Source organism: Streptomyces sp. B5E4 (genome assembly GCF_039871555.1).
In the GTDB taxonomy this organism is placed as follows: domain Bacteria; phylum Actinomycetota; class Actinomycetes; order Streptomycetales; family Streptomycetaceae; genus Streptomyces.
Genome location: NZ_JBDPMI010000023.1, coordinates 42,740 through 63,775, shown reverse-complemented (window position 1 = coordinate 63,775; position 21,036 = coordinate 42,740). Strand labels below are relative to the sequence as shown.

The window sequence follows — 21,036 nt, the reverse complement described above, 5'->3', positions numbered from 1 at the left end:
ACCATGGGGAGCGATGTGTCCCGCCGTCTTTTCACCTCGGAGTCCGTTACCGAGGGCCACCCCGACAAGATCGCTGACCAGATCAGCGACGCCATCCTCGACGCCCTGCTCAAGGACGACCCGCACTCCCGCGTCGCCGTCGAGACACTGATCACCACCGGCCAGGTGCACGTGGCCGGCGAGGTGACCACCTCCGGTTACGCGGACATCGCGACCCTGGTGCGGAACAAGATCCTGGAGATCGGGTACGACTCGTCGAAGAAGGGCTTCGACGGCGCCTCCTGCGGCGTCTCCGTGTCCATCGGCGCCCAGTCGCCGGACATCGCGCAGGGCGTGGACACCGCGTACGAGAGCCGCGTCGAGGGCTCCGGCGGCGACGACCTCGACCTCCAGGGCGCCGGCGACCAGGGCCTGATGTTCGGCTACGCCTGCGACGAGACGCCCGAGCTGATGCCGCTGCCCATCCACCTGGCGCACCGGCTGTCCGCCCGGCTCAGCGAGGTCCGCAAGAACGGGACCATCCCCTACCTGCGCCCCGACGGCAAGACGCAGGTCACCATCGAGTACAACGGCGACAAGGCGGCCCGTCTGGACACCGTCGTCGTCTCCTCGCAGCACGCCTCCGACATCGACCTGGACTCGCTGCTGACGCCCGACATCCGCGAGTTCGTCGTGGAGCCGGAGCTGAAGGCCCTCCTCGACGACGGCATCAAGCTGGACACCGAGGGCTACCGCCTGCTGGTCAACCCCACCGGCCGGTTCGAGATCGGCGGCCCCATGGGCGACGCCGGGCTCACCGGGCGCAAGATCATCATCGACACCTACGGCGGCATGGCCCGGCACGGCGGCGGCGCCTTCTCCGGCAAGGATCCCTCCAAGGTCGACCGCTCCGCCGCCTACGCCATGCGCTGGGTCGCCAAGAACGTCGTGGCCGCCGGCCTGGCCTCGCGCTGCGAGGTGCAGGTGGCGTACGCGATCGGCAAGGCCGAGCCGGTCGGGCTCTTCGTCGAGACCTTCGGCACCGCCACGGTCGACGTCGAGAAGATCGAGACCGCCATCTCCGAGGTCTTCGACCTCCGCCCGGCGGCACTCATCCGCGACCTGGACCTGCTGCGCCCGATCTACTCCCAGACCGCCGCGTACGGCCACTTCGGCCGTCCGCTGGCCGACTTCACCTGGGAGCGGACCGACCGCGTCGACGCGCTGCGCAAGGCCGCCGGCATCTGAGCGCTCACCCTGCTTCCCGCGCTGCGAGGCCCCGGACCGCGGTCCGGGGCCTCGGGCCGTCCGCCGGGGTGTCCGCCGCGTCTGGTAGGACGGAGAGGTGAGCAGCGACGACGGCCGGGAGGCGGCACCCGAGGGGGCGGAACAACTCGCCCTCATCCGGGAGACCGTGCGCAAGGCCAAGGGCCCCCGGGCCCGCCCGCGCACCTGGCGCGGTGCCGCGCTGGCCGAGGAGCTGCCCGTCGCCCGTGTCCTGGTCGACAAGGGGCTGCTCCACCTCGACCGCCTCTTCGACTACGCCGTGCCCGCCGCCATGGACGCCGAGGCGCGCCCCGGCGTGCGGGTGCGCGTCCGCTTCGGCGCCGGCGAGCGCGAGGGGCGCCGGGAGGGCGGCGGGCTGATCAACGGGTACGTGGTCGAGCGCCGCGCCGGCAGCGACTTCCCCGGCACCCTCGCGCCGATCGCCCAGGTCCTCTCGCCCGAGCCCGTCCTCGGGGCGCAACTCCTGGACCTCTGCCAGGCCGTCGCCGACCGGTACGCCGGCGCGCTCGCCGACGTCGTCCAGCTCGCGCTGCCGCCACGGATGGCCCGCGCCGAGAAGAAACCCTCGCCCGACCCGCTCCCGCCGCCCGCGCCCCCCGGAACCGGAAGCTGGGCGCGCTACGCCAACGGGCCCGGGCTGCTCGCCGCGCTGGCCGAGGGCGGCGCCCCGCGGGCGGTGTGGACGGCGCTGCCGGGACCCGACTGGCCCGACGAGCTGGCCCGTGCGCTCGCCGCCGCCCTCGCCGCCGGCCGCGGCGCCCTCGCCGTGCTGCCCGACGGCCGTGCCGCCGCCCGCGTCGACGAGGCGCTGACCGCCCTGGTCGGCCGCGGCCGGCATGTGCTGCTCACCGCCGACGCCGGACCCGAGGCCCGCTACCGCCGCTGGCTCGCCGTCAGCCGCGGCGCCGTCCGCGGCGTCGTCGGCACCCGGGCCGCCGCCTTCGCGCCCGTACGGGACCTCGGGCTCGCCGCCATCTGGGACGACGCCGACACCTCCCACGCGGACGACCGCGCCCCGCAGCCGCACGCCCGCGAGATCCTGGCCCTGCGCGCCGCCCGCGAGCACACCGCGCTCCTCGTCGGCGGCCACGCCCGCAGCGTCGAGGCCGCCCGCTACGTCGAGAGCGGCTGGGCCCAGCCCGTCGCCGCCCCCCGCGAGACGGTACGGGCCGCCGCCCCGCTCGTCCGCACGGTCGGCGACAGCGAGCAGGCCCGCGACGCGGCGGCCCGCGCCGCCCGGCTGCCCACGCTCGCCTGGCAGGTCGCGCGGGAGGGCCTGCGCGCCGGTCCCGTGCTGGTGCAGGTGCCCCGCCGCGGCTACGCGCCCCGGCTGGCCTGCGCCCGCTGCCGCGCGCCCGCGCGCTGCGTCCGCTGCGCCGGGCCGCTGGTCGGCGAGGGCCGCCGGGAGGCGCTGGTGTGCGGCTGGTGCGCGACGCGGGAGCACGCCTGGCGCTGCCCCGAGTGCGGCGGCACACGGCTGCGCGCGCAGGTCGTCGGCGCCCGGCGGACGGCGGAGGAACTGGGGCGGGCCTTCCCGTCGGTGCCGGTGCGCACGTCAGGGCGTGACCACGTGCTGGCGCGGGTGCCGGATGCCCCGGCGCTGGTCGTCAGCACGCCGGGCGCGGAGCCCGTCGCGGAGGGCGGGTACGCGGCGGCGCTGCTGCTCGACGGCTGGGCGCTGCTGAACCGCCCGGACCTGCGGGCCGGGGAGGAGGCGCTGCGGCGCTGGCTGACCGCCGCCGCGCTGGTCCGCGGCTCTGCGGCCGGCGGGGTCGCGGCGGTCGTCGCGGACCCGGCGCAGCGTCCCGTGCAGGCCCTGGTGCGCTGGGACCCGGCGGGCTTCGCCGGCACGGAGCTGGCGGAGCGCGCGGAGCTGGGCTTCCCGCCGGTGTCCCGGATGGCCGCGGTCTGGGGACCCGGGGAGGCGGTCACGGCGTTCGTCGGCGACGCGGGGCTGCCGCCGTCGACGGAGGTGCTGGGGCCCGTGCCGGTGCCGGAGCCGCCGGGCCCGCGCGGGGCGGCGGGCGGCGGACCGGCGCCGGGGGAGTCGTGGGAGCGGATGCTGCTGCGGGTCCCGCCGGGCCACGGAGCCGCCCTGGCGGCGGCCCTCAAGGCGGCGCAGGCGGCCCGCATGGCCCGCCGTACGGGCCCGCCCCTGCGCATCCGCATCGACCCCCCGGACATCGGCTGAGGCATCCGCGACGTCCCTGTCGGGGCCCGGGGTTGCGGAGCACGGACGTGCCCGGGGGTCACACCTGCCGTCCGCGGATTCCGGCCCTTCCGCGGCCGACCGCCGTCAGGACCGGGTGACGGCCACCGCGTCCGCCGGCTGGGTAGGCGGGGCCGTGCCCGGGGCCGGGCGGGCTGCCGGGACGACCGGGAGCGTGCCCGCCGGGGCCGGGGCGCCGGGGTCGGCGCCGTCGCGGGGCGCCTGCTGGGCGCGGCGGGTGCCGTAGCGGCGGTGGACGGCCTGCTTGGTGACGCCCAGCGCCGAGCCCACGGCGTCCCACGAGAAGCCGAGCGAGCGGTCGAAGTCGACCGCCGCGGTCACCAGCGTCTCGACGCTGTCGCGCAGTTCCTGGGCGAGCCGCACCGTGGGCGCCGGGGCCCGCCCGTACACGACGAAGCCCGCGGACGGGCCCGTCCGCCGGGGGCGGTAGACGTTGCCAAGCTGGGCGGTGAGGGTACGCAGTGCGTCGACCTGCCTGCGTACCCTTTCGATGTCCCGCACCAGGAGTTGCAGGCTCGCGCGCGCCTGCGCGTCGTGGCTTGCGTGGTCGGCCATGGAGAAGCCTCTCGAACCGGCGTCGTTCGGATCGGGCTGCGGAGCGGCCCGTTTCGGTCGTTTTTCACTTTCCTGACTGAGCAACGCGACACTTACCCGGCGGTCACGGGTCGGGGGCGCGCGCTCCGTGGCCGGGAGCGTGCGGCCGACCGCACGCCCCTGGCGTAACCGGACCTAGGCGTTCCGCCCGCGCCCGCCCCCGGCCCCGCCTGCGCCGGGTCCTAGACTTGGCCCGCCCCGGTCGCCGCCACGACCGCCCGCACCGTACGCCCCGCCCGCGCCACCGGCGCCGCCGAGAGGACCCGCACCGCCCATGAGGCTCGTTTTCGCCGGTACGCCGGAAGTCGCCGTACCCGCCCTCGATGCCCTGCTCGCGTCGGACCGGCACGAGGTCGTCGCCGTCGTCACCCGGCCCGACGCGCCCGCCGGGCGGGGCCGGCGGCTGGTGGCGAGCCCCGTCGCGCAGCGGGCCGAGGAGGCCGGCATCGAGGTGCTGAAGCCCGGGCGGCCCAGGGAGCCGGAGTTCCTGGACCGGCTGCGCGCCATCGGCCCCGACTGCTGCCCCGTCGTCGCGTACGGCGCGCTGCTGCCCAAGCCCGCGCTCGGCATCCCCGCGCACGGCTGGGTCAACCTGCACTTCTCGCTGCTGCCCGCCTGGCGCGGCGCCGCGCCCGTGCAGCACGCGATCCTCGCCGGCGACGAGGTGACCGGCGCGACCACCTTCCTGATCGAGGAAGGGCTCGACTCCGGGCCGGTGTTCGGGGTCGTCACCGAGCAGGTGCGGCCCACCGACACCAGCGGCGACCTGCTGACCCGGCTGGCCATGGCCGGTGCGGGGCTCCTCGCCGCCACCATGGACGGGATCGAGGACGGCAGCCTGCAGGCCGTGCCGCAGCCCGCCGAGGGCGTGACGTCCGCGCCGAAGATCCAGGTCGAGGACGCCCGGCTGGACTTCGCCGTCCCGGCGCTGCGCGTCGACCGCGTGGTCCGCGGCTGCGCCCCGGCCCCCGGCGCCTGGACGACGTTCCGCGGCGAGCGGCTGAAGGTCCGCTCCGTCACCCCGCGCCCCGAGCGCACGGACCTGGCGCCCGGCGAACTGGCCGTGGCGAAGTCCGCGGTGCACGTCGGCACCGGTTCGTACGCGGTGGAGCTGCAGTGGGTGCAGCCCCAGGGCAAGCGGCCGATGGCGGCGGCGGACTGGGCGCGCGGCGTGCGCATCGCCTCCGGCGAGCGCCTCGGCGACGGCCGGGAGCCGACCGGGGCGTAGGCTTCCGGTGTACGCAACTGCCAGCCCCGGAGCACATTTCACGTGAGCGACCAGCCGCGCCGTCGCCGGCCCGCCAAGCCCTACCGCAGGCCGCAGAAGGATCCGGTACGGATCCTCGCCTACGACGCGCTCCGCGCGGTCGACGAACGCGACGCCTACGCCAACCTCGTGCTGCCGCCCATGCTCCGGCAGGCCCGCCGGCGCGACGGCTTCGACGCCCGGGACGCGGCGCTGGCGACCGAGCTGGTCTACGGCACCCTGCGCCGCCAGGGCACGTACGACCGGATCATCGCCGCTTGCGTCGACCGCCCCCTGCGCGAGGTCGACCCCGAGGTGCTGGACGTCCTCAGCCTCGGCGCCCACCAGCTCCTCGGCACCCGCATCCCGCCGCACGCCGCCGTCTCGGCGACGGTGGAGCTGGCGCGCGTCGTGCTGGGCGACGGGCGGGCCCGGTTCGTCAACGCCGTGCTGCGCAAGATCGCCGCCCGCGACCTGGACGCCTGGCTGGCCGAGGTGGCGCCCCCGTACGCCGACGACCCCGAGGAACACCTCGCCGTCGTCCACTCCCATCCCCGCTGGATCGTCTCCGCGCTCTGGGACGCCCTCGGCGGCGGCCGGGCCGGGATGGAGGAGCTGCTCGCCGCCGACAACGAGCGGCCCGAGGTCACCCTCGTCGCCCGCCCCGGACGGGCGGTACCGGCGGAGCTCAGCGGCCCGGACACGCTGCCGGGGCGCTGGTCCCCGTACGCGGTGCGGCTGGCCGAGGGCGGCGACCCGGGGGCGCTGGACGCGGTCCGCGACGGCCGGGCCGGCGTGCAGGACGAGGGCAGCCAGCTCGTCACGCTGGCGCTGGCCAACGCGCCGCTGGAGGGCCCCGACGCCCGCTGGCTCGACGGCTGTGCGGGCCCCGGCGGCAAGGCGGCGCTGCTGGCCGCGCTGGCCGCGGAGCGCGGCGCGGCGCTGGTGGCGGCCGAGAAGCAGCCGCACCGGGCGCGGCTGGTCGCCCGCGCGCTCGCCGGCAACCCCGGCCCGTACCAGGTCGTCGTCGCCGACGGCACCCGCCCGGCCTGGCGGCCAGGCGGCTTCGACCGCGTCCTCGTCGACGTCCCGTGTACGGGCCTGGGCGCCCTGCGCCGCCGACCCGAGGCCCGCTGGCGCCGCCGCCCGGAGGACCTGGAGGGCTTCGCGCCGCTGCAGCGGGCGCTGCTGGAGGACGCGCTGCGTGCGGTACGCACCGGGGGCGTCGTCGGCTACGTCACCTGCTCCCCGCACCCCGCCGAGACCCGCGCCGTCGTCGACGACGTGAGGAAGGCGGCCGGCGCCCCGGCCGCCGAGCTTGTCGACGCCCGGCCCCTGCTGCCCGGCGTAGCGGACCTCGGTGACGGACCCGACGTCCAGCTCTGGCCGCACCGCCACGGCACCGATGCGATGTACCTCGCGCTGCTGCGCCGCACCGGCTGAGGCCCCGGTTCCACGGCCCCGGGCGGAGGGACCGGCACCGAACCCGACATTCCGGCCCACGCGCGGTGAACAGGGAGTGGCAGCACGGGTACCGCGGCCCTGGCCACGGCGCGGGCATGGCAGGCTGGGGGGCATGGCAGTCCAGATCAATCCCAGCATTCTGTCCGCCGACTTCGCCCGTCTCGCCGAGGAGGCGGACGCGGTTTCGGGCGCCGACTGGCTTCACGTCGACGTCATGGACAACCACTTCGTGCCCAACCTGACGCTGGGCGTCCCGGTCGTCGAGTCGCTGCGCCGGGCCACCGACACCCCGCTGGACTGCCACCTGATGATCGACGAGCCGGACCGCTGGGCCCCCGCCTTCGTGGACGCGGGCGCCGGCTCGGTGACCTTCCACGCCGAGGCGGCCGCGGCGCCCGTACGCCTGGCGCGCGAGCTGCGCGCCAAGGGGGCGCGGGCCGCGATGGCGCTCAAGCCCGCCACCCCGATCGAGCCGTACGAGGACCTGCTGCCCGAGCTGGACATGCTGCTGGTCATGACCGTCGAGCCGGGCTTCGGCGGCCAGGCGTTCCTGGACATCATGCTGCCCAAGGTGCGCCGCACCCGGGAGCTGATCGCCAAGCACGGCCTGGAGATGTGGCTGCAGGTCGACGGCGGGGTCTCCGCGGAGACCATCGAGCGGTGCGCCGAGGCGGGCGCGGACGTGTTCGTCGCCGGTTCCGCCGTGTACGGGGCCGAGGACCCGGCCGCCGCGGTGCGGGCGCTGCGCGCCCAGGCGGCGGCGGCCAGCGAGGGGGCGGCCTGGGCGGCGGGCTGCCACTAGCGGCCCTGCACCACCGGCCCCGCACCACCGGCACAGCCCCGCGCCCGCCGCCCGGGGCCCTTGGAGCCAGCACCCCCGGGCCCGGATCGTGAAAGTATTGAAGCCGAAGCAGCGCCTTCGAGCAGCGCCGCTGGGGAGAGCAAAGGAGATCTCGTGTCGACGGGCCGCACGGCTGCGCGGATGGGACCCGCGGAGCTGGTACAGGCGGCGGCGATGGCCCGCCGCTTCTACCTTGAGGGCAAGTCCAAGATCCAGATCGCCGACGAGTTCGGCGTCAGCCGCTTCAAGGTCGCCCGGGTGCTGGAGACCGCGCTCGAACGCGACCTCGTACGGATCGAGATCCGCGTCCCCGCCGAACTCGACGCCGAGCGCTCCGACGCCCTGCGCGCCCGCTTCGGCCTGCGGCACGCCGTCGTGGTGGAGGCCCCGGCCGACGCCCTGCCCGACACCCGCGACCCGGAGAACCTCGGCAGCGTCGCCGCCGACCTGCTCGCCGAGCTGGTCACCGAGGGCGACGTGCTGGGCCTGGCCTGGGGCCGCTCCACGATCAACATGGCGCAGGCGCTGCACCGGCTGCCGCCGTGCACCGTCGTCCAGCTCACCGGCGTCTACGACGCGGGCACCGCCGAGCGCGGGTCCGTGGAGGCGGTGCGCCGCGCCGCGGAGGTCGCCGGGGGCGAGGCCCATCCCATCTACGCGCCGATGCTGCTGCCCGACGCCGCCACCGCCACCGCGCTGCGCAGCCAGACGGGGGTGGCCCGCGCCTTCGAGTACTTCGACAAGGTCACCGTCGCCGCCGTGTCCATCGGCTCCTGGGAGGAGGGCATCTCCGCCATGCACGACATGCTCTCCGAGGAGGAGCGCGCGCACTACGCCTCGCTGGGCGCCGCCGCCGAGATGTCCGCGCACCTCTTCGACGCCGAGGGCCGGCGGATCGGCCGCGACCTGGGGGAGCGGTGCATCACCGTCGAGGCGGACCGGCTGCGCCGGATCCCCGAGGTGGTCGCCATCGCCGGGGGCGCGCGCAAGCGCGAGGCGATCGTGGCGGTGCTGCGCTCGGGCCTGGTCACCAGCCTGGTCACGGACACCGTCGCCGCGGACTACCTGCTGGACGAGGTGGCGCCGGGCCGGCGCCCCGCGCTGGACCGCGCCGACCCCGACGACCTGTAGGGCCGCGGGGATCCCTTCCGTACGGCGGTCCGCCCGATCCGTACGCCGGACGCATCCGTCCCGTACGAAGCGGGCCGCGCGCCTCAGTCCGGCTGCGCCTGCAGTGAGCCCGACAGCACGCCCGGGATCTGCGAGCGCGAGGTGAAGCCGAACTTCGCGAGGATGTGCTCCACGTGCGCGTCCACCGTGCGCTTGGAGATCACCAGCTTCTCGGCGATCTCCCGGTTCGTCAGCCCTCTGGCCACCAGCCCCGCCACCTGCCGCTGCCGCGGCGTGAGCCCGTCGCCCGTGCCCGGCGGCTGCGCCGGGACCGCCGGCGCGGCCGACGCCGCCTCGTCGGCGAGCGCCAGCGCCACGGCGGCGTTGGTGGGCAGCCGCCCGCCCTCGCGGAACGCGGTGTCGTAGCCGTCGTTGCCCAGCGCGTCGCGGGCCGCGTCCGCCGCGCCGCGGTGCAGGTCGTGCAGGACGGAGATGCCGAACCTGGCCTCCTTGACCGCCCGGCGCCACAGCGCGTCCGCCGCGCCCTGCAGCGTGGCCACCCGCTCGAAGTGCCGCAGCTCCGCCGCCCGCCAGGCGAAGCCCTCCAGGAAGTGCGCGACGCCCATCAGGTCGTGCAGCACCGCCTTGGCGCGGATGCCCTGCCGGGCGCACTCGATGCTCTCCAGGTGCTCGCCCTTGAGCCACAGGCCGATGCTCTTGACCCACAGGGCCCAGCCCCGCGACCACAGCTCGCCGGGGGTGTTCGCGTTGCGCCGGAGGGAGTCCTCGCTGAGCGCGATGCCCTCTCCCGTACCGCCGTTGAGGACGTGGAAGAAGCCCACGATGAAGCCGCTCATCAGCAGCCCGGTCTCGTCGCCCTGGTCCGCCATCTCCCGCCGGGCCGCCTCGAAGCCCTCGGCGACGCCGTCGGCCCGGCCGCGGAAGTAGCGGGAGTGGTGGCGGAAGGTACGGGTCCAGGCGAGCCCCGTACGGTCGTCGATGCGCAGCGCGACGGCCTCGGCCTCGTCCAGCAGCGCGAAGGTGTCGCCGCGCTCGCCCTGCATGTCCATGAACCAGCAGGACAGCCAGAGCGCCTTGACCCGCTCCGGGCGGTCCTCCGGGCAGCGGTCGAGGGCGCGGCGCAGCCAGTAACGGCCCTCGGTGAGCAGCCCGGTGCAGTGCCAGTAGCCCCACAGCATCGTGGCCATCCGCAGGCCCGCCGAGCCGTCGTCCGGGTCGGCGACGCAGAACTCCAGCGCGACCCGTACGTCCGCCTGGTCGCGCACCATCTGCCGCAGCAGCACCGCCTGCCGGTCGCCGGTCCACTCGGCGTCGAAGAACCGGGCCCGGCGCAGGAAGTGGTCGCGGTGCCGGCGCCGGGTCCGCTCCGCCTCGGCGCCGGGGCCGAGCTGTTCGAGGCCGAACTCGCGGATGGTGTCGAGCATCCGGTAGCGGGTGCCGTACTCGGACTCCACCCGCAGCACCACGGACTTCTCCACCAGCCCGATCAGCGCGTCGAGCACCCCCTCGACGGGCAGCGCCCCCTCCGCGCCGACCGCCTCGGCGACGTCGAGGCTGAACTCCCCGGCGCACACCGCGAGCCGGGACCACAGCAGCCGCTCGGGCTCGGTGGACAGCTCGTAGCTCCACCCGATGGTGGTACGCAGCGTCTGGTGCCTCGGCACCGCGGTGCGCCGGCCGCCGGTGAGCAACTGGAAGCGGTGGTCGAGCCGGTTCAGCATCTCCTCGGGGGAGAGCACCCGCAGCCGGCTGACGGCCAGTTCGATGGCCAGCGGGATGCCGTCGAGGCGGCGGCAGAGCGCGAGGACGTCCGCGCGGTTGTCGTCGTCGACGGTGAAGCCGGGCACGGCGGCGGCGGCCCGGTCGGTGAACAACTGCAGCGCGTCGTCCGCGGGCCCGGAGTCCGGGACGGCCAGCGGCGGGATCGGCAGGATGTGCTCGCCCGCCACGTCCAGCGGCTGCCGGCTGGTGGCGACGACGTGCAACTGCGGAGCGGCGCGCAGCAGTTCCTCGGTGAGCACGGCGCAGGCGTCGACCAGGTGCTCGCAGGTGTCGAGGATGAGCAGCGCCGTCTTGTCCTTGAGGTACGCGGCGAGCGCGTCCTGCGCCGGCAGCGCGGTCTGCTCCGGCAGGTCGAGCGCGGCGGCGACGGTGTTGGCCAGCAGCCGCGGGTCGGCGAGGGCGGACAGCGGTACGAGGGTGACGCCGCCGGGGAAGCGGGCGCGCAGCCGGTGCGCGCCCCGCACGGCGGTGCGGGTCTTGCCGACACCGCCCGGCCCGGTGAGCGTGACCAGGCGGGCCTGCCGCAGACAGGCGTCGAGCAGCCCGAGTTCCTGCCGGCGGCCGACGAAGCTGGTGGCTTCGGCGGGCAGCTCACCGGCGCTGCGGTTCCTCATCGTGGTCCCCCGGAGGTCGGTGACCGGCTGGCGGCGTACGACCGGCGGCCGTACCAACGACGACCGTAGGGGGCGCGGGGGCGGGCGTCGGAGCGAGCCCGCGGGATTCAACCGAACGGGGGGCGCGAGAGTGCGCCGTGTCCGCCGGTCGGAAAAGGGGTGCGAGGCGCGGCTCGACCGCCCAGCGCAGGGCCCGGCGCACGGGCGGGGTGCACAGCAGCGCCATGCCCGCGGCGGCGGCGAGGGTGACGGCGACCGGACCGGCGGGTGTGGTGAGCCACGCCGGCTCGTACCAGCCGCCGTAGCGGGCCCCCTGGGTGGCGAAGGCGTGCAGCAGATAGCCGTAGAGCGTCCCCCCGCCCAGCACGGTCCACCACAGCCGCCGCGCGGGCACCCAGGCGAGGAACGCCGCGGCCAGCAGCAGCGAGCAGCAGAAGAGCACGGGCGCGGCGAGCAGCCCGGTGGTCCCGGAGTGGCCGATCTCCTGGGCGGCGGTGCTGCGGTAGAGCCAGCGCCGGTCGGTGTGCGGGCCGAGGAGGTATGCGGCCACCGGTGCCGCGAGGAGGACCGGGGCGGCCAGGATCCGCGCCTCGCGCCGCCGCAGCAGCCGCAGCCGCTCCGGGGCGCAGGTCAGGCCGAGGACGAAGAACGGCAGGAGTTGCAGCACCCGTTGCAGCTCCAGGTCGTTGCCGATGTCGGGGGTGGCGGTGGCCAGCGCCGCGACGGCCAGCGCCACCGGCAGCGGGTGGCGCAGCGCGGTCCACAGCGGCACGGAGAGCCGCCAGACGAACAGCGCGAGCAGGAACCACGTCACGCCCCAGGGGTCGAGCAGGCTGAAAGGGCTCGCGTTGTCGCCGGCGTGGCGGCCGAAGAGCGTGTACGCCGTCTCGAAGATCAGGTACGGCACGACGAGTCCGGTGATCAGCCCCCGGGCCCGGCGGGGCGAGCCGTCCTGGCCACGGGAGAAGTAGCCGGAGATCAGCACGAACACGGGCATGTGGAAGGCGTAGACGGTCTCGTACGCCGCGGCGACCGCCCGGCTGCCGTCCACCAGCGGCTCCCAGGCGTGCCCGCACGCGACGAGCACCACCGCCAGGAACTTGGCGTTGTCGAAGTACGGGTCCCGGGGTGCGCCGGGGCTGTCCTTGCCGTTGCCGCTCACCACTCTTCCCTATCATGCCGATGGGAATAATAGGGAAACTGTCGCGGCCGGTGCCGCGCGCTCCCGGACTCCCCGGCCGCCACCCGCGCTTCAGGGCGCGCGGACGATCTCGTACAGTGTCGGCCGACCCTGCCGAGGAGCGCGCATGACGGCCGACGCCCGCCGCACGGACCCCGCCCTCGGCGCCACCGCACCCGTATCCGGCGGCCCGCCGGGCGGCTCGCGGCGGTGGATGTGGCTGGCCGCCTGGCCCGTCGTCGCCGCGCTCGCCCTCTCCAACGAGCCCGCGCCGCTGTACGTGCTGTGGCAGGGCAGGTTCGGCTTCTCCGCCGCCACGATCACGCTGATCTACGCCGCCTACATCGGCGGCCTGCTCGTCACCCTGACGTTCGCCGGCACCCTGGCCGACCGGTACGGGCGCAAGCCGGTACTGCTTCCGGGACTGGCGCTGTCGCTCACCGCCGCGGTGCTCTTCGCCACCGCGGAGTCGGTCGCCGTGCTGGGCGTGGCCCGGCTGCTGAGCGGGTTCGCGGTGGGCGCGGTGCTGGCGGCGGGGATGGCTGCCGTGGCGGACCTGGCGCCGCCGGGGCACAAGCAGTTCGGCGGGCTGGTCGCGTCCGCGTCGATGGTCGGCGGGGCGGCGCTGGGGCCGATGCTCGCCGGGGTGCTGTCGGAGACGCTGCCGCACCCCACGCGGCTGGTGTTCGTGGTGCAGGCGGGGCTGCTGCTGGTGGCGCTGGCGGTGGTGCTGCGGATGCCGCTGTCCCGGCCGGGGGAGCAGCCGGGCGGGGCAGTGGCCGCCGGGACCGGGGGCCCGAGCACGGCGGACCCGGAGCCCCGGCGCCTCTGGCGGCTCGTGCGCATCCCGTCCGTGCCCCGCGCGCACCGCCGCACCCTGCTGCTGAGCCTCGCCGTCCTCGCCCCGGGCATGACCGCCACCGGCTTCGTGCTCTCCCTCGGCCCGGCCCTGCTGGCCGACCTGCTGGACAGCGACAACCGGGCGCTGGCCGGCGGCATGATCTTCCTGCTCTTCGCGGCGGCGACCGGCGTGCAGTTCGCGGTGCGGACCCTGCGGGTACGTGTCCTCTTCACCCTCGGCGCCGTCCTGACCACCGCCGGCATGGCGGCGCTGGTGCTGGCCACCGCCGTCACCTCGGTGCCGCTGCTGCTCGCCGCCGCGGTGCTGGCCGGGCTCGGCCAGGGCAGCGCGCAGCTCGGTGGGCTCAGCACGCTCAGCGCCCGGATACCGGCCACCCGGCTCGCCGAGGCCAACGCGGCGCTCACCGGCGGCGGTTACCTGATGGCCGGGGTGCTGCCGGTCGCCGCCGGGTACCTCAGCGACGCGGTGGGGCTGACGGCGGGCACCACGGCGTTCGGCATCGCGGTCGCCGTGCTGGTGTCGGCCGGTGCGGTGGCGGCGACCCGGCGCTGAGCCGCCGCCCCCGGCGCGTCACCACTCCGCGTACGAGCCGTCCGGGTGCCGCCACACCGGGTTGTGCCAGCTCTCCGCCGTCCCGTCCGCGGCCCGTACCGCCCGCTCGTCGATCTCCACGCCCAGCCCGGGCCCGGTCGGCCGCAGCAGATGTCCGGCGTGGAAGCGGAAGACCTCGGGGTCGGCGACGTAGTCGAGCAGTTCCGCCCCGGTGTTGTAGTGGATGCCGATGGACTGCTCCTGGATGAGGAAGTTCGGTGTGCAGAAGGCGAGTTGCAGGCTGGCCGCCAGCGCCAGCGGCCCCAGCGGGCAGTGCGGCGCGATCGCCACGTCGAACGTCTCGGCCAGCGAGGCGATCCGCCGGCACTCCGAGATGCCCCCGGCGTGCGAGAGGTCCGGCTGCAGCACCGCGACGCCCGCCCGCAGTGCAGGCAGCGTCTCGCCGCGCGAGAACAGCCGCTCGCCGGTCGCCACCGGCAGCGTCGTCGAGCCGGTGACCCGCTCCAGCAGATGTGTGTGCTCGGGCAGCACGGGCTCCTCCACGAACATCGGCGCGTACGGCTCCAGCACCCCGATCGCCGTGATCGCGCCCGCCGCCGAGAACCGCCCGTGGAAGTCGACGGCGAAGTCCCGCTCCGGGCCGAGCGCGTCGCGGGCGGCCTCCGCGCGTGCGGCGACCCGGCCCAGCTCCGCGACGGTCGGCAGCCGGTCCATCCGCCCGGAGGCGTTCATCTTCACCGCCGTGAAGCCCGCCTCCACCTGCGCGGCGACCTGGTCGCGCACCTCGCCGGGCTCGTCGCCGCCGACCCAGCAGTACGCGCGGGCGCGCTCGCGCACCGGGCCGCCGAGCAACTGGTGCACGGGCGCGCCGAACGCCTTGCCCGCCAGGTCCCACAGCGCCTGGTCGAGACCCGCGACGGCCGAGGAGAGCACCGGACCGCCGCGGTAGAAGGAGCCCTTGGTCATGAGCTGCCAGTGGTCCTCGATCCGCAGCGGGTCGGCGCCGAGGAGAAACTGCCCGGCGAGTTCGTGGACGGCCGTGCGGACGGTCGCCGCCCGGCCCTCCACGACCGGCTCGCCCCAGCCCACGAGGCCGTCGTCCGTCTCGATCCGGCAGAACAGCCAGCGCGGCGGCACGGCGAAGGTCTCGACCCGGGTGATCTTCAACTGCCTACTCCTTGACGCTGCCCTCGGTCAGCCCGGTCTGCCAGAAGCGCTGGAGGACGAGCATCGCGACGGCCAGGGGGATGACGGAGACGAAGGCTCCGCCGATGGTGTACTGCGTGAGTTCGGGCACCCGGTCCGCGGCCTGCTGCCAGGTGACCAGCCCGAGGGTGATCGGATACTTCCGGTCGTCGGAGAGCATCACCAACGGCAGGAAGTAGTTGTTCCAGATGTGTACGAACTGGAAGAGGAAGACGGTCACCAGCGCCGGGGTCATGATCCGCAGCACCAGCGAGAAGAAGATCCGCCCCTCGCCCGCGCCGTCCACGCGCGCCGCCTCCAGCAGCGTGTCGGGCACCGCCGCCTCCGCGTAGATGCGGCACAGATAGACGCCGAACGGGCTGACGACGCTGGGGATCAGGACGCCCCAGTAGGTGTTCGTCAGCTCCAGCTTGCTGAACATCAGGTACAGCGGCAGCGCCAGCGCCGTCGAGGGCAGCAGGACCCCGGCGAGGACGAACCTGAAGACCGCCTCCCGGCCCGTGAAGCGGTACTTGGCCAGCGCGAAGCCGGCCGCGGCGGACAGCAGCGTCGCCAGCACCGCGCCGACGCCCGCGTACAGCAGGGAGTTCAGCGTCCAGCGCAGGTAGACATGCCCGTCGTAGCTGAAGACCCGGCCCAGGTTGTCCCACAGCTGCGGGTCGTCGAACCACAGGCCGAAGGAGCCGTAGAGGCTGTCGTTCGACTTGGTGGCCGCGACCAGCAGCCAGTAGACCGGCAGCAGGAAGTACAGTGCGGCCGCCGTGAGCACGGCCACCAGGACGATACGGCCGGGGCGCGGCGCCCGGCGCGGGCGCGGTGCGGGTGCGGCGGGCGGGGATCCGGCCGCCGTGGTGCCGGTCGTGGTTCTCATGCCGGTGGCGCTCACCGCTCGCTCCTTTGCTTGCGGGTGACGAGGCTGAGGAATCCGAACGACAGCACCATGGCGACGACCGCGAGGATGACCGACTTGGCCGCCGCCAGATACAGGTTGGCGTTCGCGAAGGCGTCGAAGTACGCGCTGAGGTTGGGGGTGTAGTCGGTGGTGACGGCCGGGGCGACCTTCTTCAGCACCAGCGGTTCGGCGAAGAGCTGCATGGTGCCGATGAGGGAGAACACGGTGGTCAGCACGAGCGCCGGCCGCACCAGCGGGATCTTGATGCGCAGCGCCGTCTGCCACGGCCCGGCGCCGTCGATCCCGGCGGCCTCGTACAGCTCCTGCGGTACGGCCTTGAGCTGGGCGATGATGATCAGCATGTTGTAGCCGGCGAACTGCCAGACCACGATGTTGGCGATCGACCACAGCACGTGGTCGTAGCCGAGGAAGTCCGGCTGGAAGCCGAGGTCGCCGAGGACGGAGGTGACCGGGCTGACCCCGGGCACGTACAGGAAGCCCCACAGGATGGTGGCGATCACGCCGGGGATGCCGTACGGCAGGAAGTACGTGGCGCGCAGCAGTCCCGCCCACCGGTGGGAGACCTGGTCCAGCAGCAGCGCGAGCACCAGCGCCAGCAGCAGCATCACCGGCACCTGCACGATGCCGAAGAGCAGCACCCGGCCGAAGCCCTCGACGAACGTCTCCTGGTGCAGGGCGAGGGAGTAGTTCTCGAAGCCGGCGAAGCCGACGGTCGGCTCGCCCAGGCCCATCGGGCCGCTGCGCTCGACCTTCAGCATGCTCTGGTAGAAGGCGTAGAGGACCGGCACCACCATCGCGAACAGGTACAGGGCGAGGAACGGGCCGAGGAACGCCCACGCCTTGCGGTCGGGTCGGCCGCGGGGCTTGCCGCGAGCGGCGGTGCCGGACCGCGCCGGGCCCGGTTTCACGGATGTGCTCATCGCGCGCTCCTCGCCTTGAGCCCCTTGGCCCTCAGGTCGTCCACGAACGTGCCCTCGGCGTCCCTGAGGGCGTCCGCGAGCGAGCCGTGCCCGGCCAGGACGCGGCCGAAGGCGTCCTGGACGTGCGCGTACGACTGCGTCGTCGTCGGCGCGAAGCGCCAGGAGGTGTCGACGTTGCCGTCGGCGAGCTGGAAGACCTCGTTGTAGCGCTGCCCGCCGAAGAACGGGTCGGGCTTGCCGAGCGCGGAGTCCGCCAGCTCGATCCGCGCCGCGGGCCAGCCGTAGCCGGCGGCGATCAGCAGGTCGAGCGCCGCCGGGTCGGTGTTGAGCCAGTGGGCGAACTCCAGCGCCTCCACCGGATGCCTGCTGCCCTGGAGGATCGCGGTGGACGAGCCGCCCCAGTTGGACGAGGCGTGCGCGCCGCGCTCCCACTGCGGCAGTTCGGCGACCCGCCACCGGCCCTCGGTACGCGGCGCGTTGCCACGGATCAGGGCGTCGTACCACTGCGCGCCCGGCCAGGTGACGAGCTGCCCCGTCTGCAGGCCCTTGAAGAACGCGGACTGTGCGTCCTGGACGGGCGCCACGAGCCCGTCGGTGAGCATCCCGTCCCAGAAGTCGGCGACCTCAAGCGACTCGGGACCCGCGAGGTCGACCACCCAGGTGTCGCCCTCGGTGGTCACCCAGTGGGCGCCGCGCTGCCAGGGGAAGGCGGCGAACCACTGGGCGTTGGCGGGCGGGAAGGCGGTGATGAGGGAGCCGCGCTTCTTGATCTTCACCGCCGCGGCCCGGAATTCGTCCCATGTGGCCGGGACCTCGATGTCCCACTTGTCGAAGAGGTCCTGGCGGTAGAACAGCCCCATCGGGCCGGACGCCTGGGGGATCGCGTAGGTCCTTCCCGCGAACACCCCCTGCTGCCACTGCCAGTCGGTGTACGCGCCCTTCAGCTCGTCGGCGCCGTACTCGCTCAGGTCCGTCAGGCCGTTCACGAGCATGAACTCGGGCAGCGCGTAGTACTCCACCTGCGCCAGGTCGGGCGGATCGCCCGCGGTGAGGGAGGAGTGCATCTTCTGGTAGCCGCCGGAGGTGTTGGCCGGCACCATCTGCACGTCGACCCGCACGTCCGGATTCTGCTCGTTCCACAGCGCCACGGCCTTCTGCAGCGGCACCCAGGTCCAGAAGGTCAGCGTGACCTTCTGCCCCGGCCCGCGCCTGGTCGCCGTGGTCGTACGGGCCGCGCCGACCTTCTCGCCGCAGCCCGCCAGTGCGGGCGCGGCGGCCGCCGCCGCGCCCCACGCCAGGATCTTCCTTCGGGTGGGCATCCGACCTCCTTGTCAGTGCGCTCCTCAGGACCGGAAAATCACGACCCCCCGGGCGGGCAGGTCGACGGAGGCGACCGGGCCGGCCGCGGGGTCCGCGCCGTCGCCGGCGAGCACGGGCATCGGCTCCGGCAGGGTCACGGTCGCCGTACCGGCGCCGTGGTTGAGCAGGAAGAGGAACCGCCCGTCCGCGCCCTCGCGCACGGTGGCCTGGACGCCCGCCGGCAGCCCCGGCAGCACCGGCGCCACCCCGGCCCCGGCGCGCACCCGGTCCACCAGGCCGCGCATCTGTGCCGCCGGCAGCCGGGTGCCGGCGTACCAGGCGACTCCGTCCCCGTACGCGTGCCTGGTGAGCGCCGGCCGCCCGGCCAGCTCACCCGCGCCGAACGCCGCGACCTCCTCCGCGCCTTCGAGGTCGATCGCCTCGGACCACAGGTCTCCGCTGCCGGTCAGTGCCCCGGTCAGCGGCAGGCGCTGCCCCTCGGCCAGCGGCCAGAACTCCTCCACGCGCAGTCCCAGCACCTCGCGCAGCGGCGCCGGGTAGCCGCCGAGGTGGACGCGGTCGCAGTCGTCGGAGATGCCGGTGAAGTACGAGACGAGCAGATGCCCCCCGGCCCGGACGAACTCCGTCAGCCGGGCACCCGTCTCCGTGCTCATCAGATACAGGTTCGGCACCACCACGAGGCGGTACGCGGACAGGTCGCGGTCCGGCGGCACCACGTCGCACTCCACGCCCGCCTCGAAGAACGGCCGGTAGTGCCGGCGCAGCGTCTCGGCGAAGTCCAGGTCCGCCGACGGGTGCGAGCCCTGCTCCAGCGCCCACCAGCTGTGCCAGTCCGCGAGCAGCGCCACCTCCGGGCGCGAGCGCGCGCCCGCGAGCTGCGGCACGGCGGCCAGTTCCCGGCCCAGCGCGCGCACCTCGCGGAAGATCCGGGTGTCGGTACCGGCGTGCGGCACCATCGCCGAGTGGAACTTCTCGGCGCCGCCGGGGGTCGCCCGCCACTGGAAGTACAGCACCGCGTCCGCGCCCTGCGCGACCGCCTGCCAGCTCCACAGCCGCATCGTGCCGGGCGGCTTGGGGCTGTTGCGGGCCCGCCAGTTGACGGCGCTGGGCGCCTGCTCCATCAGCATCCACGGGCGCCCGCCGCCCGCCGAGCGGGTCACGTCGAAGGCGAGGGCCGCACCGATGTGGGTCTCGGGGTCGTACGGGTCCTGGTAGAAGTCCAGCGCCTGGACGTCCTCGTGCGCGGCCCAGGCGTACGGGTCGACGGGCTTGTGCAGCGGCATGTGGTTGGTGGTGACGGGCACGTCGGGGGTGATCCGGCGCAGCGCCGCCTTCTCGGCGAGGTAGCACTGCAGCAGCGCGTCGTCGCAGAAGCGGGCGTAGTCCAGCACCTGGGCCGGGTTGGGGTGGGTGGGGCTGGTGCGCGGCGGGAGCACCTCCTCGAAGGTGCCGTAGCGCTGCGACCAGAAGGTGGTGGCCCAGGCGGTGTTCAGCGCCTCGACGGTGCCGTAGCGCTCGCGCAGCCAGCGGCGGAAGTCGGCGGCGGAGACGTCGCAGTAGCACCGGGGGTTGGAGCAGCCGTACTCGTTGCCGATGTGCCAGCTGTCCAGGGCGGGGTGGGTGCCGTAGCGGGTGGCCAGCTCGGTGACCAGGCCCACGGCGTGCTCGCGGTAGACCGGGCTGGAGGGGCAGAAGTGCTGGCGCGAGCCGGGCCACTTGCGGATGCCGTCGGCGTCCTGCGGCAGCATCTCGGGGTGCCGGTCGGTCAGCCACGGCGGCGGGGAGGCGGTCATGGTCGCCAGGCAGACGCGGATGCCCGCGCCGTGCAGGTCGTCCAGCACGCGGCCGAACCACTCGAAGTCGTACGCGCCGGGCCGCGGTTCGACCAGCGCCCAGGAGAAGATCCCGGCCGTGACCATGGAGACCCCGGCCTCCTTCATCAGCCGGATGTCCTCGGCCCTGACCTCCTCCGGCCAGTGCTCGGGGTTGTAGTCGCCGCCGAAGTGGATGCGCCCCACGCTGCCTCCGCCCCTCTTGCTCAATTCTTAAATTACGAATTAACCTTGCGGGCAAGGTAGAAGTGCCGCGGCAGATCCGTCAACACCCGGAGCGTGACCTCGTGACAGCAGCCGGAGCCAGGCGACTTCCGCACACCGACCGGTTCGCGGGCCGCACCGCCGTCGTCACCGGAGCCGCCGCCGGCATCGGCGCGGCCACCGCCCGCCGGCTCGCCGCCGAGGGCGCCGCCGTCGTCGTCGCCGACATCGACGGCGACCGGGCGGAGGCCACGGCCGCGGAGATCCGCGCCGCGGGCGGCACGGCGGCGGCCGTCGTCGCGGACGTGGCCGAGGAGGACGGCTGGGCGCGGATCCTGGCCGCGGCCGGGGACTTCGGGCCCGTCGGCGTCCTCGTCTCCAACGCCGTCGCCGTCGACGTCGCCCCCGCGCACGAGACGACGCCCGCGTCCTGGCGGCGCCAGGTCGATGTCGGGCTGACGGCCGCGTTCCTCGGCTTCCGCGCCTGCCTGCCGGGGCTGCGTGCGCAGCAGGGTGCCCCCGGCGCCGCGGTGCTGGTCTCGTCCGTGCACGCCAGGCACGGCATCCCCGGCCACCCCGCGTACGCCGCCGCCAAGGGCGGGCTGCTGTCGCTGGCCGGCCAACTGGCCGTCGAGTACGGCCCGTCGGTGCGGGTGAACACCGTGCTGCCGGGGCCCGTGCTCACCCGGCTCTGGGACCGCGTCCCCGAGGAGGACCGCAGGGCCAGCGCGGCGCAGACCGCCGCGGGGCGGCTGGGTGCGCCGGAGGAGGTGGCCGCCGCGGTCGCCTTCCTCGCCGCGCCCGAGGCGTCCTACGTCACCGGCGCGAGCCTGGTCGTGGACGGGGGCTGGAGCGTCGTAAAGTCATCGGCCTGAGCGG

Annotated in this window: 16 protein-coding genes; 8 read left to right on the top strand and 8 right to left on the bottom strand. The window is 74.9% G+C overall.

Annotated features, from left to right (window positions below; all coding sequences use genetic code 11):
• Positions 1-15: 15 nt before the first annotated feature.
• Together metK and ABGA99_RS25700 are read left to right on the top strand one after the other, a co-directional pair.
• A complete protein-coding gene (gene metK / locus ABGA99_RS25705; protein WP_101425560.1) occupies positions 16-1,227 on the top strand; it encodes a methionine adenosyltransferase in 1,212 nt (403 codons plus the stop codon).
• Between the two features lie 97 nt (positions 1,228-1,324).
• A complete protein-coding gene (locus ABGA99_RS25700) occupies positions 1,325-3,457 on the top strand; it encodes a primosomal protein N' (RefSeq protein ID WP_347583512.1) in 2,133 nt (710 codons plus the stop codon).
• Positions 3,458-3,562: 105 nt separating this feature from the next.
• Here the strand turns inward: ABGA99_RS25700 and ABGA99_RS25695 are convergent, their stop codons facing one another.
• Positions 3,563-4,051, bottom strand: coding sequence for a hypothetical protein (locus tag ABGA99_RS25695; protein WP_347575826.1), 489 nt, complete (start codon positions 4,049-4,051; stop codon positions 3,563-3,565).
• A 313-nt stretch (positions 4,052-4,364) separates the two neighbouring features.
• On the opposite strand from ABGA99_RS25695, the gene fmt reads away from it, so the two are divergent.
• The 4 genes from fmt (at position 4,365) to ABGA99_RS25675 (ending at position 8,772) form a co-directional block, all read left to right on the top strand.
• Entirely contained in the window at positions 4,365-5,318 is a 954-nt protein-coding gene (gene fmt, locus ABGA99_RS25690) for a methionyl-tRNA formyltransferase (RefSeq protein WP_347575827.1), read from the top strand.
• Positions 5,319-5,360: 42 nt separating this feature from the next.
• Entirely contained in the window at positions 5,361-6,779 is a 1,419-nt protein-coding gene (locus ABGA99_RS25685) for a transcription antitermination factor NusB (protein WP_347583511.1), read from the top strand.
• A gap of 133 nt (positions 6,780-6,912) precedes the next feature.
• Complete coding sequence (rpe, locus tag ABGA99_RS25680; RefSeq protein ID WP_347575829.1) at positions 6,913-7,602, top strand: ribulose-phosphate 3-epimerase; 690 nt, start codon at positions 6,913-6,915, stop codon at positions 7,600-7,602.
• Between the two features lie 180 nt (positions 7,603-7,782).
• Complete coding sequence (locus ABGA99_RS25675) at positions 7,783-8,772, top strand: sugar-binding domain-containing protein (RefSeq protein WP_347583534.1); 990 nt, start codon at positions 7,783-7,785, stop codon at positions 8,770-8,772.
• 83 nt (positions 8,773-8,855) lie between these two features.
• On the opposite strand, the gene ABGA99_RS25670 is transcribed toward ABGA99_RS25675, so the two are convergent.
• Together ABGA99_RS25670 and ABGA99_RS25665 are read right to left on the bottom strand one after the other, a co-directional pair.
• Entirely contained in the window at positions 8,856-11,168 is a 2,313-nt protein-coding gene (locus ABGA99_RS25670; protein ID WP_347583510.1) for a LuxR C-terminal-related transcriptional regulator, read from the bottom strand.
• Entirely contained in the window at positions 11,146-12,330 is a 1,185-nt protein-coding gene (locus ABGA99_RS25665; protein ID WP_347575832.1) for an acyltransferase family protein, read from the bottom strand. Before ABGA99_RS25665 ends, ABGA99_RS25670 begins: the two co-directional genes overlap by 23 nt.
• A 145-nt stretch (positions 12,331-12,475) precedes the next feature.
• On the opposite strand from ABGA99_RS25665, the gene ABGA99_RS25660 reads away from it, so the two are divergent.
• Complete coding sequence (locus ABGA99_RS25660; protein ID WP_347583509.1) at positions 12,476-13,762, top strand: MFS transporter; 1,287 nt, start codon at positions 12,476-12,478, stop codon at positions 13,760-13,762.
• Between the two features lie 18 nt (positions 13,763-13,780).
• Here the strand turns inward: ABGA99_RS25660 and dgoD are convergent, their stop codons facing one another.
• Genes dgoD through ABGA99_RS25635 form a run of 5 tightly spaced genes read right to left on the bottom strand, consistent with a single transcriptional unit; the run spans position 13,781 to position 20,139 of the window.
• Entirely contained in the window at positions 13,781-14,929 is a 1,149-nt protein-coding gene (dgoD, locus tag ABGA99_RS25655; protein ID WP_347575834.1) for a galactonate dehydratase, read from the bottom strand.
• Positions 14,930-14,933: 4 nt separating this feature from the next.
• The gene (locus ABGA99_RS25650; RefSeq protein ID WP_347583508.1) at positions 14,934-15,854 is read right to left on the bottom strand and encodes a carbohydrate ABC transporter permease; all 921 of its coding nucleotides are present in this window, start codon (positions 15,852-15,854) and stop codon (positions 14,934-14,936) included.
• On the bottom strand, positions 15,851-16,801 hold the full coding sequence (locus tag ABGA99_RS25645; RefSeq protein ID WP_347575836.1) for a sugar ABC transporter permease: 951 nt from the start codon (positions 16,799-16,801) through the stop codon (positions 15,851-15,853). The genes ABGA99_RS25650 and ABGA99_RS25645 overlap by 4 nt, the downstream gene beginning before the upstream one ends.
• Complete coding sequence (locus ABGA99_RS25640; protein ID WP_347583507.1) at positions 16,798-18,120, bottom strand: extracellular solute-binding protein; 1,323 nt, start codon at positions 18,118-18,120, stop codon at positions 16,798-16,800. Before ABGA99_RS25640 ends, ABGA99_RS25645 begins: the two co-directional genes overlap by 4 nt.
• A gap of 24 nt (positions 18,121-18,144) precedes the next feature.
• Positions 18,145-20,139 carry a beta-galactosidase gene (locus ABGA99_RS25635; protein ID WP_347583506.1) on the bottom strand — a complete coding sequence of 665 codons (1,995 nt, stop codon included), beginning with the start codon at positions 20,137-20,139 and terminating at the stop codon, positions 18,145-18,147.
• 101 nt (positions 20,140-20,240) lie between these two features.
• Between ABGA99_RS25635 and ABGA99_RS25630 the strand changes: the two genes are divergently transcribed.
• Complete coding sequence (locus ABGA99_RS25630; RefSeq protein ID WP_347575839.1) at positions 20,241-21,032, top strand: SDR family oxidoreductase; 792 nt, start codon at positions 20,241-20,243, stop codon at positions 21,030-21,032.
• Positions 21,033-21,036: the final 4 nt, after the last annotated feature.

Bases quoted from the DNA above. Each gene is read 5' to 3' on its own strand.
- ABGA99_RS25695 (WP_347575826.1), bottom strand. From the start codon at position 4,051: ATGGCCGACCACGCAAGCCACGACGCGCAGGCGCGCGCGAGCCTGCAA.
- fmt (WP_347575827.1), top strand. From the start codon at position 4,365: ATGAGGCTCGTTTTCGCCGGTACGCCGGAAGTCGCCGTACCCGCCCTC.
- rpe (WP_347575829.1), top strand. From the start codon at position 6,913: ATGGCAGTCCAGATCAATCCCAGCATTCTGTCCGCCGACTTCGCCCGT.
- ABGA99_RS25675 (WP_347583534.1), top strand. From the start codon at position 7,783: ATGGGACCCGCGGAGCTGGTACAGGCGGCGGCGATGGCCCGCCGCTTC.
- ABGA99_RS25670 (WP_347583510.1), bottom strand. From the start codon at position 11,168: ATGAGGAACCGCAGCGCCGGTGAGCTGCCCGCCGAAGCCACCAGCTTC.
- ABGA99_RS25660 (WP_347583509.1), top strand. From the start codon at position 12,476: ATGACGGCCGACGCCCGCCGCACGGACCCCGCCCTCGGCGCCACCGCA.
- ABGA99_RS25645 (WP_347575836.1), bottom strand. From the start codon at position 16,801: ATGAGCACATCCGTGAAACCGGGCCCGGCGCGGTCCGGCACCGCCGCT.
- ABGA99_RS25640 (WP_347583507.1), bottom strand. From the start codon at position 18,120: ATGCCCACCCGAAGGAAGATCCTGGCGTGGGGCGCGGCGGCGGCCGCC.